Source organism: Acinetobacter sp. Brlt_5 (assembly GCF_051949055.1).
GTDB lineage: Bacteria > Pseudomonadota > Gammaproteobacteria > Pseudomonadales > Moraxellaceae > Acinetobacter > Acinetobacter indicus.
Genome location: NZ_JAYJLP010000026.1, coordinates 14,910 through 28,385, shown reverse-complemented (window position 1 = coordinate 28,385; position 13,476 = coordinate 14,910). Strand labels below are relative to the sequence as shown.

Here is a 13,476-nt window from a genome sequence, read left to right as displayed (position 1 = left end):
CACCTTCGGGTGGCTTTTTTATGTCCTTCATAATTGCTTGACTTGCTATTTCTCAGCGGATACAAGCGCTTTAAGATTGCAATCAGGCAAGGGCAGGGCGGTTGAGACAGCACATAAAAAACCTGACCAGGAACAATCCGGGTCAGGTTTTTTTAGAAGATGACGCGAAGACTTATTCGTCTTTAGAGGGTTTGATTCTGCCCAGTGATTCACGATCTGTAAAGGCGCGGCGACGGCTACGCTGCCATGGTAGCGGACGTTCCAGGGTTTCTGGGACTTCACCACTCATCGAGCGCAGACGTAAATGCAGGGCTGCCTGTGCCATCAGGTTGGCCGATACCGGCGCGGTAATAAAGGCAAACAGGGTAATCAGCACTTCTGCAAAACCGAAGCGACCCAGATAAGCTGAATAAATAATGGCAGCAATCAGGAAGCTGCCCAGACCTAAGGTACTGGACTTGGTCGGGGCATGCAGGCGCATAAACAGGTCCGGCAGACGAATCATGCCAATTCCGCCGACCAGCATAAAGAAGGTGCCGATTAACAGGAAAATGGAGACCAGGATTTCCATCATCAGTTGCATGCTGTTCTCCTAATCAATCACGTGGCCAGAGGTGAAGTAACGGGCCAGGGCAGCGGTTGAAACAAAGCCTAGCATCGCCACCAGTAACGCACCTTCAAACAGTGAAGTACTGGTCCAGTAAATGCCCAGCACCACAATCAGACAGGTCGCATTTAAGAACAGGGTATCTAGCGCCAGCAGACGGTCGACAATTGACGGTCCCATAATCAGACGAATCAGGCACATAAACATCGAGCCGGCAATGGCAATCAGGCAGATGCCGAGCGCATAAGGTAATATCATCATGAGGCCATTCCTGTCTTGACGTTAAAGATTTCAATCAGCGGCTGTTCATAACGGCTCTTGATCAGGGCAATTTCAGCTTCTTCGTCATCTGTACTTAAGGCATGCACCAGAATATCGCCGCGGTCCTGGTCAATACCGGCCGTGACCGTCCCTGGCGTGGTGGTAATGATCATCGCCAGCAAGGTGTTGACCTGTTCATGCTCGGTCTCCAGCGGTACACGGAACCATTTCGGATGCAGCGCATTGGTGGGTCCCAGCACCTGTTTGGCGACGCGGATATTGGACAGGATAATATCCCAGACCACCACCCAGAATAGTTTAAAGGCTGGCACCCAGTGGATATTCGGGGTGCGGGCAATAAACGGTTTGACCATCAGTGGAATCAGGATACTCAGGATCAATGCCATCAGCAGATTGCCGGCAGAAACACTATGTGCCAGTAACAACCAGCTAATGGCCACAATCACCGAAACAAAGGGATGTGGCAGCCAGATATCCCAAAACGATGTCTTTTGCATAGTTATGGCTCCATAGGTTTAAGTTGTGGCAGGTCGTTGCTTGCGGCGTCCTGCTCAATCTGCTGATTGATCTGACGTTGTTTATAGTCCGAAATATGCTCACCTTCCAGTGTATTTGGACTGATTACATACGGAATCAGCTTGGCATTCGGGTCCGGTTTTTCACCACTGTATTTGGTTTCTGGCAAATAGTTTGGATCATAAGGCTGGACGCTAATCACCTGACCGGTTTCATCCTGCTTTAACACCGCCATTTCATACAGACGGTTGTTCTGCATTTGCTGGGCCGTGCTAAAGGCATAACGCTGGATTGGATTAGCAAAAACCACATAAGCCACCAGTGCTGCCAATAACAGGTAAATGGCCTTGTCATTGCCTTTGGGTGCCTTGGCTGGCAGGGCCTGGTAGCTGTGATAGGCGTCATTGTCCGGATCATCTTCAGGACGCGATGCGCGCCAGAACAGGATAAAGCCAACCCGGGTCAGGGCCAGAATACTGAGTAAACCAACTAGCAGCACCACGGCAATAATAATGCCCTGATAAGGCGCATCAGCCGTGGCCTGTAACAAGAATACTTTACCGAGGAAGCCACTAAAAGGCGGCAGGCCGGCAATCATCAGTGCAATCAGCAGATAGGTAATTGACATCACTTTATGCTGTTTCATTTGCGGGGCGATATTAAAGTGATCCTTAAATTCACCGCGCTGCGCCGTGACCCAGCCGCAGAACAGATAGAAGGCCGCGGCAATTAAGGTACTGTGTACCAAGTAATACAGCGCTGCCGTCCAGGCCTGGGTGCTAAACAGGGCAATCGCAATCAGGATGGTGCCAATCGACGACAGCATCATAAAACCGACAAAACGGCGTAAGCGTTCTGCCCCAATTGCGCCGATGACGCCATACAGCGAGGTAATCAGGCCAATTGGCAATAACCAGTTGCTGAGAATTTTCTGGCTCAGTTCATCATCAAAGACCGTCCCATTGACCCTTAAAATCGCATAAATCCCGACCTTGGTCATAATGGTAAAAATCGCCGCCACAGGGGTAGCTGCTACGGCATAGGTTTTCGGTAACCAGAAGCCGACCGGCAGCATCGCCGCTTTAATCCCGAACACAATAAACAGGATCAAGCCGCCGACCACCGCCAGACGATGCTGATCTTCTGCCAGCGTCGGTATTAAACGGGCCACATCGGCCATGTTGAGGCTGCCGACACTGCCGTAAATCATACCCAGACCAATCAGGAACAGTGCTGAAGCCAGCAGGTTGATGGTGACATAATGCACCCCAAGCTGAAAGCGCGGTTTGCCCTGACTGTGCAGCAAGAGTACATATGAAGCCAGCAGCAGCACTTCAAAAAATACGAACAGGTTAAATAAATCGCCGGTGAGGAAAGCCCCGCACAAGCCCATCATCAGGAAATGGAACATGGCATGGAAATAGCGACCACGTTCATCCCATTGCTGGCAGGCGAACCATAGCACTGGCAAGGCCAGACCGTAGGTCAGTACCAGCATTAGTGCAGACAGCTGATCCAGCACCAGTACAATCCCGAATGGAGCCGACCATTCTGACAGGTTGTAGACAGTAATCTGGCCGGTTTTGGCCAGCATCAGATAGCTGATCGCCAAACCCAGTCCGAGAATAGTGGAAATCAGGCTGATGCCACGACGCCACGGCTGGCGCCAGTCATACGACAGCGAACCCGAACCCGGGTTGCCCAGCAGCACTAGAATAAAACCGGTAAAGGCCGGCAGCAGGATGCTGAGAATAGGAGTGTGTTGCGCCCAGAATTGGATAAAGTCATGCATTATGGCTCATCCTCACGTGGGTCAAGTAAAGCAGGATCATCTTTGGCATCCACATGGTCGGTTCCCGATTCATAACGGCTGCGTAAGGCCAGCTGCACCACAAAGGCAGTGGTGGCAAAGCCAATTACAATAGCAGTCAGCACCAGTGCTTGCGGTAAAGGGTCGGTGGATTGCGCCGCCGTGGTTAAAATGGCCGGCGCATTCAGCTGAATCCGCCCCATGGCGAACAGGAAAATATTGACTGCATAACCAATCATGGCCAGGCCCAGTACCACCGGAAAGGTACGTGCCCTTAAGATCAGGTACACGCCGGTGGCGACCAGTAAACCTACAGAGGTTGCGACTAAAAATTCGATACTAATCATGCTTACCCCCGAGGAATTGGACCAGACATACTGGAGTGACGCGAGTCGCCCAGCACGGAAATCAGCAACATGGTTGCCCCGACAACGGTAACGTAAACTCCAACATCAAACAGTGCCGCTGAAGCCAAATGCAGTTCACCAATCACCGGCGGATTGACATAAATATGTGCACTGGTCAGGAATGGACGGCCCCAGAACCAGGCTGCAATCCCGGTCAGGCCGGCAATGGTCAGACCGGAACCAATCCAGATTTCATATAAACGTCCGGATTTGGCTTTCAGCATTTGCTCGGTTTGGTCCTGACCAATGGCAATGTACTGAATGATCAGTGCCATTGATGTGACCAGTCCGGCAATAAAGCCACCGCCTGGCAGATTGTGCCCGCGCAGGAAAATATACAGGCTGACCACTAAGGCCACCGGTAAAATCCAGGAAGCGGTCATGCGCAGCATCAGTGGAGATGGGTTAAAACGATAGGTCAGGCCCTGCGTCATGGTGGTGCCGTGGGCACGCATCCCATCCATCAGGCAGAGGGCGCCAATGGCAGCAATACCGAGTACGGTAATTTCGCCGAAGGTATCGAAACCACGGAAGTCGACCAGAATCACGTTGACCACGTTGGTACCGCCGCCCAGTGGAATTGACTGCTGATTAAAGAACCATGAAATCGAGTTGTGATCACGGGTCATGATTAACCAAGCCAGCCAGCTAATACCAGCACCGGCCAGAATTGCAATCCCGGCATCGCGCCAGCGGCGGGTGCTGCTTGATTCATACGGGGTTAATTGTGGCAGCAGCGACAGGCTCATCAGTAACAAGACGGTGGTCACCACATCGACGGTAATCTGGGTTTGAGCCAGATCCGGAGCCGACAGGGTTACAAAGATCATGGTTACCACCAGACCGACGGCGCCACTGATCAGGACAGCTTTAATCCGTTCATGATGGAACCACAGCATCATCCAGCAGGCACTGAATAACAGCAGCCACAAGACAATGGCAATTGCAGGTGCCTGGGTCAGCTCACGCGTACCGGTACCAATCCCCTGATTCAGCAGCGGCACCGACACCAGTGCAATGGTAAACACCAGAATCCAGAACAGATAACTTTGTAGGGAGCCGTTTTCGGTCAGGCGTTTAAAGCGGCGCGAGTTCAGCAATAGGCCTTTTAAGAACAGGTCAAATAACACCCGTCCCTGTAAGCGGCCCAATGCCGGATCAAGATCAATCTCGCGGATACGGCCGCCTTTGGCCAGGGCAAAATACATCACCAGACCGCCCACCAGCGCAATCACACTCATTAGCAATGGCAGGTTCAAGCCGTGCCAGATGGCCAGATGGGTGCCTTCAAAATTCATCAGCTGGGTACTGGCACGGGTGGTGCTATTGACCAGATGCTCAACCAGCAGGGCAGGGAACAGGCCGACCGCAATACATAAAATCGCCAGAATCAGGGCCGGTGCGCGCATACCCATTGGCGGCTCATGTGCATCTTTATTGGGTACGTCTTTGCCAATCGGGCCATCGAAGAACACGCCATGCACTAAACGTACTGAATAGGCCACGGCAAAAATACCAGCCAGTGTCGCGACAATTGCCGAGATCACCACCACCGGTCCGCTTAAATTGGCCAGCAGTTCGGTAAAGAACATTTCTTTGGACAGGAAGCCGTTGAATAGCGGTACACCCGCCATCGACGCGGCCGTAATCATGGTCAGCGTACCGGTAAATGGTAATAGCTGCCATAAGCCACTCAGTTTGCGTAAATCACGGGTGCCGGATTCATGGTCAATAATCCCGGCAATCATGAACAGCGCCGCTTTAAAGGTGGCGTGGTTAATAATATGGAAAATGGCTGCAGCTACGGCCAGCGGAGAACCAATCCCGAGCAGGCAGACAATCAGGCCCAAATGGCTGATGGTGGAATAGGCCAGCAGACCTTTCAGATCTTCTTTGAAAATGGCAAAGAAAGCCGCGATACACAGGGTAAACAGACCAACAAAGGTGACCAGATTATGGTACAGCGCCGCGCCGGCAAAAATTGGCAGCAGACGCGCCAGCAGGAAAATTCCGGCTTTCACCATGGTCGCGGAGTGCAGATAGGCCGAGACTGGCGTTGGCGCCGCCATGGCATTCGGCAACCAGAAATGGAACGGGAACTGGGCACTTTTGGTAAAGGCGCCGAGTAAAATCAGCAATAAACTGGGTACAAACAGCGCATGGCTTTGAATCTGATCGGTCATGGTCAGAATCTGGTCTAGCTCATAGGTGCCGGTGATCTGTCCGAGCAGGACAAAACCACCGAGCATAGCCAAGCCACCCATGCCGGTAATGGTCAGGGCCATACGTGAGCCGCGTTGAGCCGCTTCGTAATTGCTCCAGTAACCCACCAGCAGGAAGGAGGAAATACTGGTCAGTTCCCAGAACACCAGCAGGATAATCAGGTTATTCGACAATGAAATCCCGAGCATGGCTGCCATAAACAGCATGAGCAGGAGATACAGTTTGCTGAGGGAGTTTTTGGGGCTTAAATAATAATAAGCATAAATAAAGATGAGGGTACCGATACCGGTAATCAGCAAAGAAAATAATAAACCTAAAGCATCCAGGCGAAAGCTTAAATCAATCCCTAACTGGGGTAGCCACGACCATGACTGAATGATGGTGGCGCCATTAAAGACATCCTTTGCTTGAGTCAGTAACAGGATCAGACTGCTTAAACTGACTCCTATCGCCCCTAAAGCCGTTACCCCGCGTGAGAATTGCTTCAGCCACGAGACAAGGGTTGTGCCAAGTACCAGCGGTAGCAATATAATAATCGATAGCACACTCGTATCCATTGTCTTGATAGGTTCAAAACCTAAGGGTGAATCTTATCTTTCAAGGATTACAGGAATGCAAGGAGCAGTCCAAAATACTCAATCTTGAAAGCCGAAAAATAGAATTATGTCTAAATAAACAAGTTGTGTTGCGCAACTTGAGAAACTTATAGCAAATCGGATTTTACTATAAAAATATAAATCTGATTGATTTTATTACATGAATAAAACAACATCAATTTGTTTTTGCGCACACGGCAGACATTATACGCCGCCGAACTTTTTTCAGGATGAAATTGTTAGATCAGACCGGATTTTTTCGGCTGATTTTCCGATATTCCCCTCTATTCAAAGCCGTATTTAAGGCAACGGATGCGGGGTCGAGGTGTCATCATCATTTTGCAGCCGTTTCAGCAAGGCTTCCTGCTGTTCGGCACTCAGTTGCTGCTGAATCTGCTGATAGAGGTCCTCCACGCTGGCCGGCTCCTGTACCGCTTCACTCAGGCTTTCATCGCTGCTGCTGGCTTCAGTCTGCATAAACTGGGCATAAATGGCGTCGAGCTGTTCCTGCACCGGTTGCAGATGAATTGGATGCAATTGCTGCTGATCCAGCCTTAAACATTGATAGTCTTCGGCATTTTCCAAGAGTGCCGTGCGGTTACCGGTGGCAATAATCTGCAGTGCCGGAAAAGCCTGATGCAAACGCGCCAGAATTACCGAGGCCATATCCTGATCGAGCTGATGATCGACCTGATCAATCAGCAGAATGCCGTCGCCTTCTAGAGTTGGATACAGACTATAAGGATTCAGCAGACATAAACGCCGCACAATATCGCCGACCAGTGCAATCCAGTTGCGGATACTGTTGGACAGCTGCTGATAGAGCTGGGTTTTGCCCTGATAGGTGACCATCAATTGCAGTTTCGGATGATATTGCAGATAAATCTGGCTCAGTTCCGGCAGCACAATTTGTAGTGCATCGCGCAGGGCCTGCAGACTTGGCGCGTGCATCTGGGCATGTGCCTGTATCAGTTTGTCACGCCGTGGAGGTTCTGCGTCGGGATGCTGCGGATGCAGTAACTGTTCAATCAGTTGGGCGCTCTGAGCATTTTCAATATCGGAAATTTCCCGGAACCACTCAAAAAAACGTGTAAAGGTGGTGAAGGGGATAGCAGAAATTTCATAGGCATGTGCAGCCTGAAAAATCAGCGGATTGTTTTTACTCAGCAGATTGACCTCATTGACAAAACGTTCGGCCGGATAATAGGCAATTAATGGCAGGCCTTGTAGCGGGTCCTGTTTTACCGCCTGCTGGTACAGGCTGACCATTTTTTCTAGTTTCTGGGTTTCAGCCTTGCTGACCCCGACGCCGTTGCTGTTCAGGGTTTTGTACAGCTGCCAGTCGCAGCACTGACGGTCCTGCTGCTGGGCATCGCTGCTTTCCGGCAGGCTGCCAATGTCTTTGGGAAAACACACGCACAGGTCAATTTTGGACTGCAGCCGGGTGTGCATAATGTCCTGATCAAGCATGACCAGTCCGGAGGTGCGTAAATCTTTATAGCGGGCAGCAAACCAGGTCAGTGCCTGATAGGTGAAGCGCAGTAGCGAGGTTTTACCGGAACTCTGATTGCCCAGAATTAAGGCCACAGGCTGTTGCTGCGGATGCAGTTGTAGCTGAAGGTCGGTAAAGTGGGTGATGTGCTTGAACTGGACAGACTGAATTTTCATGGGTCACCTGCATGCTTTAACCCACCGCCTTACGCAAGGACACCGGCATCTGCTGTTTCAGCTGTTGCACCAGATCGTAAATATGATGGATATTTAAGCTTACTTTAGCACGTGTGCAGGCCACGTACAGTAATCGTAACTCTTCATCACTAATTTTATGATCGCGTTCATTGACCTTGAACTGATAGTCATCTTCCAGATGCACGCGGTCCCATTCCAGCCCTTTGGCTTTGTGCGCGGTTGAAATAATATAGTCCGCCTGACCAATCGGGGTGATTTTGGCCAGCGCCTTTTTCAGCGGATCGGTACCATGATCATCCACCAGTTTTACCAGCGGCTTAATGTCGCTGCCTTCATTGGTTTCGCAATATTCATGTACATCGTGCCAGGAGTTAAACCAGGCCAGTTCCGGCACATCGGTGACGCGGCGGCCCTGTTTCAGCATACTGGCAGCATCGACAAAACGGTTCAGTTTGACATGGTCGGCCTGCAGGCTGACCTTGTCACCATGTACCAGACCGGCCAGCAGCAATTCCATCGCCCGGGCATTGGTGCGGCATAAAATCGCATCGCGCTGTTTGGTATGCGGCTTGTTCACCACTTTGGAATGTAAATCCGGGTTGCCGAGCAGCGGCACGGTTTCATTTAAGCCGCCGAGAATGGCATTGGCGGTCATGGCGATGTCCGGACCAAAACGGAATGAGGTGGTTAAGCGCGACTCCGGCAAAGGCAGTTGCTGCATGGCGTTGATGGCACCGCGCCAGGCATAAATTTGCTGATGGGCATCGCCCACATAAATCACCTGGGTGTTGCGTTGTTTGAGCAGAATCCCCAGCATTAGCGGGTCGGCATCTTGCGCTTCATCAAACAGCACATAATCGGCCGGAATATTCGGTTCCGACAGCGCCCACAGTTTCAGGTAAATATCATGACCGATTCCGGCCTGATGGTTCGGATCAATTGATTCCAGCCAGCGCCGTTCCACTGCCGGATACAAATGTTTTTGCAGCAGCTCGGCATCATCAGGGTGCAGCCAGTTCGGTGCCTGAATATGCCGTGGTGCCGGATATTGCGAGCTGGTCGAGCAGAAATAGCCAACGGCATTGGCCACCAGACTGGCCAGCCTTGAAGGCATCAGCACATATTTTTCATAGCGGCCACCCATCATCCGGCGCAGGGTAATCGGTTCGAGACGATATTCCTTGGCAATAAAACTCGGACTCAGGCGCGGCAGGCGCAGTTTGTCGGTGACTCCACGTGGAACACTACGGAAGGCCAGCGAGTGAAAGGTGCGACAATCGACATTGCGATGAAACTTGTGTTGTGCTTCTGCAGCAATGGATTTGTTAAAGGCCAGATACATGCCACGCCGCTCCGGCATGGCTTCACTGATCATCTGTAGGGTAGTGGTTTTCCCTGTGCCGGCATAGGCAATCACCTTGAAGGATTTACCCAGACGTGCGTTATCAATGGCAGTGGCCTGCTCATAGGTGGCGGTCGGTTTCTTCAGCTCAGACACAGGGCGACAGCTTAAGCCTGAGTACGGTTGGCTTTTTCCACCAGACCGGATAAGCCCTGACGGCGTGCCAGTTCATTCAGAATCAGTTGCGGGTCCAGATTGAAATAGCCGAGCATGACCAGGCTGTGGAACCATAAGTCAGCCACTTCATAGATCAGGTCATTTTTATTGTCTTCATAAGCTGCAGCCTGATATTCCTTGGCTGCCAGAATAGTTTCTACGCTTTCTTCACCAACTTTTTCCAGAATCTTGTTCAGGCCTTTGTGATACAGCTTGGCCACATACGAAGAATCCGGATCGGCGGCTTTACGTTCAGCCATCATTTTGCCTAAATAGCTCAGAATTTCGACCTGTTCAGATTGCGCAGTGGAGGCATTCATGGCCAAGGTGTGCGGATTGCTGGACTTCTCGCCATAAATCGCATTCGGGTCTTTCAGCTGCGCATCAACAATTTCCCAGCCATTCGGAGTCAGTTTGCGATAGAAGCAGGATTCACGGCCAGTATGGCAGGCAATGCCGCCATGCTGTTCAATTTGCAGGATAATCACATCGGCATCGCAGTCCAGACGGATTTCATGCACCGTCTGGAAATGACCGGATTCTTCACCTTTGTGCCAGAGTTTGTTGCGTGAACGGGAAAAATACACCGCCTGATTTTTTTCTGCGGTTAAGGCCAGCGCTTCGCGGTTCATCCAGGCCACCATCAACACCCGACCGGTTTGATGATGCTGTGCAATGGCTGGCACTAATCCCTGTTCGTTAAATTTTACTTCATCGAGCCATTGCAAGTTATTCATGAGTATGTCACCAAAATTTGTTCAGAAAAACGAGATTACGCCAGTGCGCAAACGCTATAGTGTACGGTATCTGACCGGCTTGCAGGAAAAAATCTTTGCCTATTTTCGCTCAGGATGTTACCACTCTAACATTCATTTATCGTCCTGTTTAAAGCGGCTGTAACACCTCCGGCAAACACTGCTTTTCGACCAGTTCTAAAAACTCATCGCCCAGACGCTGACTTTCCGCAATACATTGCTTCCAGAGCTGAATGCGCTGTGCCTGATCCATACCTTTTAAATTAAAGTCTTTACGGTCGGGTAGGCGGCCCAAGGGTAAAGACTGTAAATATTCGGCTGATGGTGAAATCAGCAGGGTTCGTGCATGATTGTCCGGATTGGCTTTGCGGTGTTTCAGCATTTTGTCGAACCAGCCTGGGGTAATGCTATCGGTAAAATGCGGATACAGCACCAGTCCCTGACTCTGAAACGGCAGGTCAATATGATAGTCAATCAGGCCGCCATCGCGGTAGCTGCCCGGCGCTTCCGGAATATCCCGAATTGCGGACATCACGCCCGGAATTGAGGCCGAAGCCATCAGCCAGCTGGTGACATTGTCCGGCGTTAGCGCATGATAATGGGTAAAGAAATCATCCTGCACCTGAAACTGGTTGCCTTGAGCTGGCTGGCTGATCACGCGCTGCATAAACAGGCGGTTGTGTTTGCGCGCCAGTGCATTGCCGCTGACAATACCAGCCACCGAGGCCAGTAGGGCCAGTGCACGGTCACTCTGGAAAATGTGCTGCGCTTTTACCGAGAGCACGGTCAGATGATAATCCGGATGATCGACCAGCTGCTGTGCCTTGCCATCGACCAGATTCAACAGCATATCGCGGCAGACATGACTGACGTCCTGCCGTGACATTTTTTTATGAAAGCTCAGATTGGTATATAAGTCTGCCAGCCGTTCGGTACCTGCTTTGGCGCCCCAGGCCAGAATGCTGGCAAAACGCCAGCTGCCAATTGAAGAACCAATCAGGGTGCGGCGCTGCGCTGACTGCGGCAAAAACTCGCCAAAAATGGCCTGATCCAGTCCCTGAATACCAATACCTTTTGGACCACCGGCAGCACCCGGAATCATATCGACCTGATCGGGTTGTAGGCCCTGCTCGGCAATCAGCTGCCGGGCCAGATGACCGGCACGAAGGGTGAGGGCAGGTGGACGTTTTTGCAGAATCTGGATCATGGTCAGGCAGAAAAATAAACAGTTGTCTGTATTTTAGGCCAGTGACCAAGGCTCACAAGGGCAGGAATGTTCACTCTCTGACTGCTCAGTCATCCGGTATGTTATCTGCAATTGCAGGCCATAAAAAAACCGGTCATGTGACCGGTTTAAATAATGGAGGAATATAAGGATTCAGGAAACTTTGCCCATTTCGCCTTATTTGGCCACGCGCCAGACTGCCAGAATACTGGCCAGCACAATCAGAATGACTGAGACAAACCACGGTGAAATAATCGCAATCGACAGCAGAATCGCCATTACGCTGCCAAAGATCCAGCTGCGTTTTTGCTGATGTTCCATTTGCAGACGCATGCTTTGCAGTTCATTCAGCTGTTTGGCATGCCAGGCCGACTGGTTTTTCAGGCCGTTTAAGCTGTCGATCATCAGGGTCGGTAAATCCTGCGCACCCAACAGTAGGTCCGGAATTTTTTGTCCCAGCTCTTTCAGGTTTTTCTGCGGATTCATTTGTGCCTTGACCCAATCGGTGAGGATTGGTTTGGCCAGACTCCAGATGTCCAGTTCCGGATACAGATCGGTGCCCAGCCCTTCAACATGCACCAGCGTTTTGAGCAGCAGCATCAACTGTGGAGGAATTTCCAGATGGAAACGGCGGGCAATATCCATCACTTCAATCAGAATACCGGCAAAGTCCAGCTCATGCATGGGTTTGGAGACCATCGGTCCTACCGTGCGGCGCATTTCACGTGCCAAAGCATCCTGATCAGTGCCCGGTGGAATCCAGCCAGCCTGATGCACAATCTGGATCAGCTGCATAAAGTCGCTGTTCATGACCGCCAGTAACATGCGCGCCACGGTCATCTGGTCGTGCTTGGACAGCTCACCCATAATCGCGCAGTCCAGTGCAATAAAGCGTGGGTTTTGCGGATTGATAGTTTCTACAAACACATTGCCCGGGTGCATGTCGGCATGGAAGAAGTTGTCGCGGAACACCTGGGTAAAGAAGATGGTCAGGCCTTTTTGCGCCAGATCGGCGCGGTCCATACCCAAGCGGTCAAAGGTGGCCACATCGGAAATTGGCACCCCGGTAATCCGCTCGGCCACCATCACATCTTTGCTGTCCATATACACTTCCGGCACATACATCATGCTGGAGCCGGTGAAGTAATGACGCATACGGCGGGTATTATCGGCTTCTAAGGTCAGATCGAGTTCTTTCAGGATAATCTGGCGATAGTCCTGAATAATTTCGGATAAATGCAGCGCGCGTGCCGCTTCAAGACGTTTTTCCAGAAAATGGCCGAGCCATTCCAGAATTTCAAAATCCTGCAGAATCTGCTGGCGGATATTAGGACGGGTGACTTTGACCACCACTTCGCGGCCATCGTGCAGAGCAGCGGTATGCACCTGGGCAATTGAAGCAGCTGCCAGCGGCTGTTCATCAAAACGCGCGAACAGGGTGTTGACATCGGCCTTTAAGGATTCCTGAATCCGCATTTGCGCGACATCGGAACCAAAGGGTTTGACCCGGTCCTGCAGCAAGACCAGCTGCTGTAATACTTCAGGTGGAATCAGGTCACGACGGGTCGATAACAGCTGACCGAGTTTAATCGCCAGCGGTCCCATATCTTCCAGCGCCTGTTTCAGCTTGAGCGGATTTTTCCGTTCCTTACTGGACCAGGCCGCCGGATGCATCCGGATCAGACTCAGAATATGGCGGGCTTTTTCTGGTAATTCTTCCGCAGGGAACAACGTGTCGAGTCTATAGTGCGCAGCAATACGCCAAAGTTCGATTAAACGTGAAACGTGCGGAATCATAAATCTCTTTA

At 51.2% G+C, this 13,476-nt stretch carries 11 protein-coding genes; all 11 read right to left on the bottom strand.

Annotation, left to right across the window (positions count from 1 at the left end; all coding sequences use genetic code 11):
• Nucleotides 1-172 precede the first annotated feature (172 nt).
• The 11 genes from VF685_RS13345 to VF685_RS13295 all read right to left on the bottom strand — a co-directional run bounded on the left by VF685_RS13345 (nucleotide 173) and on the right by VF685_RS13295 (nucleotide 13,465).
• Entirely contained in the window at nucleotides 173-583 is a 411-nt protein-coding gene (locus tag VF685_RS13345) for a Na+/H+ antiporter subunit G (protein WP_286385118.1), read from the bottom strand.
• A 9-nt stretch (nucleotides 584-592) separates the two neighbouring features.
• A complete protein-coding gene (locus tag VF685_RS13340) occupies nucleotides 593-868 on the bottom strand; it encodes a monovalent cation/H+ antiporter subunit F (RefSeq protein ID WP_005181799.1) in 276 nt (91 codons plus the stop codon).
• Entirely contained in the window at nucleotides 865-1,386 is a 522-nt protein-coding gene (locus tag VF685_RS13335; RefSeq protein ID WP_286385120.1) for a Na+/H+ antiporter subunit E, read from the bottom strand. The genes VF685_RS13340 and VF685_RS13335 overlap by 4 nt, the downstream gene beginning before the upstream one ends.
• A 2-nt stretch (nucleotides 1,387-1,388) precedes the next feature.
• Nucleotides 1,389-3,197: a monovalent cation/H+ antiporter subunit D gene (locus VF685_RS13330; protein WP_163143043.1), complete on the bottom strand. Its 1,809-nt coding sequence runs from the start codon at nucleotides 3,195-3,197 to the stop codon at nucleotides 1,389-1,391.
• Nucleotides 3,197-3,562, bottom strand: coding sequence for a Na+/H+ antiporter subunit C (locus VF685_RS13325; RefSeq protein ID WP_075167613.1), 366 nt, complete (start codon nucleotides 3,560-3,562; stop codon nucleotides 3,197-3,199). The genes VF685_RS13330 and VF685_RS13325 overlap by 1 nt, the downstream gene beginning before the upstream one ends.
• A gap of 2 nt (nucleotides 3,563-3,564) precedes the next feature.
• A complete protein-coding gene (locus VF685_RS13320; RefSeq protein WP_005181803.1) occupies nucleotides 3,565-6,402 on the bottom strand; it encodes a monovalent cation/H+ antiporter subunit A in 2,838 nt (945 codons plus the stop codon).
• 339 nt (nucleotides 6,403-6,741) lie between these two features.
• A complete protein-coding gene (locus VF685_RS13315; protein WP_286385122.1) occupies nucleotides 6,742-8,109 on the bottom strand; it encodes an AAA family ATPase in 1,368 nt (455 codons plus the stop codon).
• 16 nt (nucleotides 8,110-8,125) lie between these two features.
• On the bottom strand, nucleotides 8,126-9,628 hold the full coding sequence (locus VF685_RS13310) for a UvrD-helicase domain-containing protein (RefSeq protein WP_005181808.1): 1,503 nt from the start codon (nucleotides 9,626-9,628) through the stop codon (nucleotides 8,126-8,128).
• Nucleotides 9,629-9,639: 11 nt separating this feature from the next.
• The gene (gene hisIE, locus VF685_RS13305; protein WP_005181811.1) at nucleotides 9,640-10,425 is read right to left on the bottom strand and encodes a bifunctional phosphoribosyl-AMP cyclohydrolase/phosphoribosyl-ATP diphosphatase HisIE; all 786 of its coding nucleotides are present in this window, start codon (nucleotides 10,423-10,425) and stop codon (nucleotides 9,640-9,642) included.
• A 148-nt stretch (nucleotides 10,426-10,573) separates the two neighbouring features.
• Complete coding sequence (locus tag VF685_RS13300) at nucleotides 10,574-11,650, bottom strand: patatin-like phospholipase family protein (RefSeq protein ID WP_005181814.1); 1,077 nt, start codon at nucleotides 11,648-11,650, stop codon at nucleotides 10,574-10,576.
• Nucleotides 11,651-11,845: 195 nt separating this feature from the next.
• The gene (locus VF685_RS13295) at nucleotides 11,846-13,465 is read right to left on the bottom strand and encodes an ABC1 kinase family protein (RefSeq protein ID WP_104471778.1); all 1,620 of its coding nucleotides are present in this window, start codon (nucleotides 13,463-13,465) and stop codon (nucleotides 11,846-11,848) included.
• Nucleotides 13,466-13,476 lie beyond the last annotated feature (11 nt).

What these genes read in the sequence shown, in the direction of transcription:
- VF685_RS13345 (WP_286385118.1), bottom strand. Translation starts at nt 583, where the DNA reads ATGCAACTGATGATGGAAATCCTGGTCTCCATTTTCCTGTTAATCGGC.
- VF685_RS13340 (WP_005181799.1), bottom strand. Translation starts at nt 868, where the DNA reads ATGATGATATTACCTTATGCGCTCGGCATCTGCCTGATTGCCATTGCC.
- VF685_RS13335 (WP_286385120.1), bottom strand. Translation starts at nt 1,386, where the DNA reads ATGCAAAAGACATCGTTTTGGGATATCTGGCTGCCACATCCCTTTGTT.
- VF685_RS13330 (WP_163143043.1), bottom strand. Translation starts at nt 3,197, where the DNA reads ATGCATGACTTTATCCAATTCTGGGCGCAACACACTCCTATTCTCAGC.
- VF685_RS13325 (WP_075167613.1), bottom strand. Translation starts at nt 3,562, where the DNA reads ATGATTAGTATCGAATTTTTAGTCGCAACCTCTGTAGGTTTACTGGTC.
- VF685_RS13320 (WP_005181803.1), bottom strand. Translation starts at nt 6,402, where the DNA reads ATGGATACGAGTGTGCTATCGATTATTATATTGCTACCGCTGGTACTT.
- VF685_RS13315 (WP_286385122.1), bottom strand. Translation starts at nt 8,109, where the DNA reads ATGAAAATTCAGTCTGTCCAGTTCAAGCACATCACCCACTTTACCGAC.
- hisIE (WP_005181811.1), bottom strand. Translation starts at nt 10,425, where the DNA reads ATGAATAACTTGCAATGGCTCGATGAAGTAAAATTTAACGAACAGGGA.
- VF685_RS13300 (WP_005181814.1), bottom strand. Translation starts at nt 11,650, where the DNA reads ATGATCCAGATTCTGCAAAAACGTCCACCTGCCCTCACCCTTCGTGCC.
- VF685_RS13295 (WP_104471778.1), bottom strand. Translation starts at nt 13,465, where the DNA reads ATGATTCCGCACGTTTCACGTTTAATCGAACTTTGGCGTATTGCTGCG.